The organism is Poseidonibacter sp., from assembly GCF_041821165.1.
GTDB lineage: Bacteria > Campylobacterota > Campylobacteria > Campylobacterales > Arcobacteraceae > Poseidonibacter.
This window is the reverse complement of record NZ_JBGUES010000231.1, coordinates 1-3030: the sequence shown is the minus strand read 5'-3', so window position 1 is coordinate 3030 and position 3030 is coordinate 1. Positions and strand designations below refer to the sequence as shown.

Here is a 3030-nt window from a genome sequence, read left to right as displayed (position 1 = left end):
GTATTTGTATTTTGATATGCTTTTGAAAATGGTGCATTTTTATTTACAATTGATTTTACTTTAAAGACAGCACGAGACTTGTCTTTTAATGAATGTTTATAATTTACATCACTTAATGTATGAGAATTATTATGAATTGTTTTTATTAAATTTGATGTATTTGATGAATCTTTTGATTTTACTAAACCATTTAAATTATAGATAACTTCTTCATTATTTATATTATTTAAAAAAGTATTTACAATAAAACCATTTCCATATTCAAAATTAGAAATTTTTAAATTAGAGTTTTTTTCTTGATTAATATTTGTATTTAATAATAAAAAATTACCTTCATTTATATCTTGGATTTTTGCATATTCAAGTTGTGCATCATCTTCTAAATGAATAGTTCTATTTACACTATATGCACTATTTGTACTATTATTTACAAAAACTTCAACAAATGTTGCTTTTATTCCTTTTTTTACTTCTATTTTTAATGAGTTTGTAAAAAAGGTATTATCTTCATTTATCTTATGAATTATAAAAATTGGTTCTAAAATATTTCTATTTATTGTTATGATCTTTTGTTCATTATTAAAATTATTTGTAATATTAAATAATCCACTTTCATAGGTTTTTGTATCAATATAACTTTCTAATCCCATAATATCAAATTCATAAGTATCAATATATTTGAATTCAGATGAAAAAAAATCTTCAAAATTTATTTTATTAAATTCTTCATCTTTTTTAGATGGTAAGTTTAATTCTTCAATATTATTTAGTATCATCTTTTATTCCTATTCCTTCAAAACCTTTTTTATCAAGTTCTAAAGCTAGAGTATAGTCACCCGTTTTTACGATTTTCCCATTATTTAAAATATGTACAAAATCTGGTTTAATTAATTCTAATAATCTATCATAATGTGTAATCATTAAAACAGATTTTTTCCCATCTAACATTGAATTTATAACATTTGCAACTGTTTTAATAGCATCTACATCAAGTCCTGAATCAATTTCATCAAGCATAATTAAATCTGGTTCTAAAAGTAGTAGTTGAATAAGTTCATTTCTTTTTTTCTCACCACCTGAAAAACCATCATTTAAATCTCTTTGTAATAGTTTTCTATCTATATCAAATTTTGATGTTTTTTCTTTGATAAGTTTTAGAAACTCAACCGCATCTAACTCTTCTAAACCTTGGCTTTTTCTTTTTTCATTAATTGCAGTTTTTAGAAAATAGCTATTATTTACTCCTGATACTTCAACTGGATTTTGAAAACTCATAAAAATACCTTCATTAGCTCGTTGTGAAACATCTAAATCTAATAAGTTTTTCTTTTTATAAGTAATACTTCCACTATTTACAACACAATCATAATGTGCACTAAGAGTCTTAACTAATGTTGATTTTCCTGCTCCATTAACGCCCATAAGTGCATGAACTTCTCCATCTTTTATATCTAAATTAAGACCTGTTAAAATTTCTTTATCACCGATTGTTACTTTTAAATCTTTAATTTCTAACATTTTATTATTCCTTTTACAGTTCTAATTTTTTTAAATTTAACCAACACTTCCCTCTAAGGAAATATTTAATAACTCTTTTGCTTCTGCTGCAAACTCCATTGGAAGTTCTTTTAATACCTCTTTACAAAAACCATTTACTATCATAGAAACTGCATTTTCTTCGCTAATTCCTCTTTGTTTTATATAAAATAGTTGTTCATCTGAAATCTTAGAAGTTGTAGCTTCATGTTCTATTTTTGCATTCATATTTCTAATTTCATGATATGGATAAGTATTTGCTGTACATGTATTTCCTATTAGTAGTGAATCACATTGAGAAATATTTCTAGCATTCGTGGCATTTTTACCAACTCTTACTAATCCTCTATAAGCATTAACTCCATTCATTGCTGAAATTCCTTTAGAAATTATAGTTGATTTTGTATTTTTTCCTAAATGAATCATTTTAGAACCTGTATCTGCTTGTTGAGCTTTTGAAGAAATAGCTACTGAATAAAACTCTCCAACACTATTATCTCCTTTTAAAATACATGATGGATATTTCCATGTTAAAGATGAACCAGTTTCAACTTGTGTCCATGAAATTTTTGAATTATCACCTAAACATGAACCTCTTTTTGTTACAAAGTTTAAAATTCCACCTTTACCATTTTCATCACCTGGATACCAGTTTTGAATAGTTGAATATTTTATTTGAGCATTTTTAAGTGCAACTAATTCAACAACTGCTGCATGAAGTTGTCTTTCATCTCTACTTGGTGCTGAACAGCCTTCATTATAAGATACATAAGAACCTTCATCACAAATAATAATAGTTCTTTCAAACTGTCCTGTATTAAGTGCATTTATTCTAAAGTATGTTGATAATTCCATTGGACAGTGAGTATTTGGTGGAATATAAACAAATGAACCATCTGTAAATACAGCAGAGTTTAAACATGCAAAATAGTTATCATTTACAGGTACAACAGAAGCTAGGTATTTTTTTAAAATTTCTGGATGTTTATGAGCTGCTTCACTTACTGAACAAAATATTATTCCTAACTCTTCTAACTCTTTTTGAAAAGTAGTTTTTACAGAAACAGAATCAAAAACAGCATCAACAGCAACACCTGCAAGTTGTTTTTGCTCTTCTAATGGAATACCAAGTTTTTCATAAGTTTTTAAAATTTCAGGATCTACTTCATCAAGAGAACCTAAAGCTTTTTTTGGTGCAGAATAGTATGCAATATCTTGATAATCTATTTTTTCATATCTTAAACCAGCCCAATTAGGTTCTGTCATTTTTAGCCATTTTTCAAAGGCATTTAATCTAAAATCTAATAACCATTGTGGTTCATTTTTTTTAGCAGATATTGCTTTTATAACATCTTGATTTAATCCTTTAGCAAAAGTATCACTTTTTACTAAAGTTTCAAATCCTAATTTATAATCGCTATTTATTACATTTTTAATTTCTTTATTATCGTTCATTATAAACTCCAATTTTAAATAGGATAGTTTTTGTCCTAT

Annotated in this window: 3 protein-coding genes; all 3 read right to left on the bottom strand. The window is 25.9% G+C overall.

The annotated features are described in order from the left end of the window. Positions 1-776: SufD family Fe-S cluster assembly protein (locus tag ACERKK_RS12500; RefSeq protein ID WP_373773409.1), on the bottom strand; the 776-nt coding region annotated here is incomplete at its 3' end. Next, a complete protein-coding gene (gene sufC / locus ACERKK_RS12495; protein ID WP_373773408.1) occupies positions 763-1518 on the bottom strand; it encodes a Fe-S cluster assembly ATPase SufC in 756 nt (251 codons plus the stop codon). The genes sufC and ACERKK_RS12500, both read right to left, overlap by 14 nt. A gap of 36 nt (positions 1519-1554) precedes the next feature. Further along, a complete protein-coding gene (gene sufB, locus ACERKK_RS12490; protein WP_373773407.1) occupies positions 1555-2991 on the bottom strand; it encodes a Fe-S cluster assembly protein SufB in 1437 nt (478 codons plus the stop codon). Between the last annotated feature and the right edge of the window lie 39 nt (positions 2992-3030).

What these genes read in the sequence shown, in the direction of transcription:
- sufC (WP_373773408.1), bottom strand. Translation starts at nt 1,518, where the DNA reads ATGTTAGAAATTAAAGATTTAAAAGTAACAATCGGTGATAAAGAAATT.
- sufB (WP_373773407.1), bottom strand. Translation starts at nt 2,991, where the DNA reads ATGAACGATAATAAAGAAATTAAAAATGTAATAAATAGCGATTATAAA.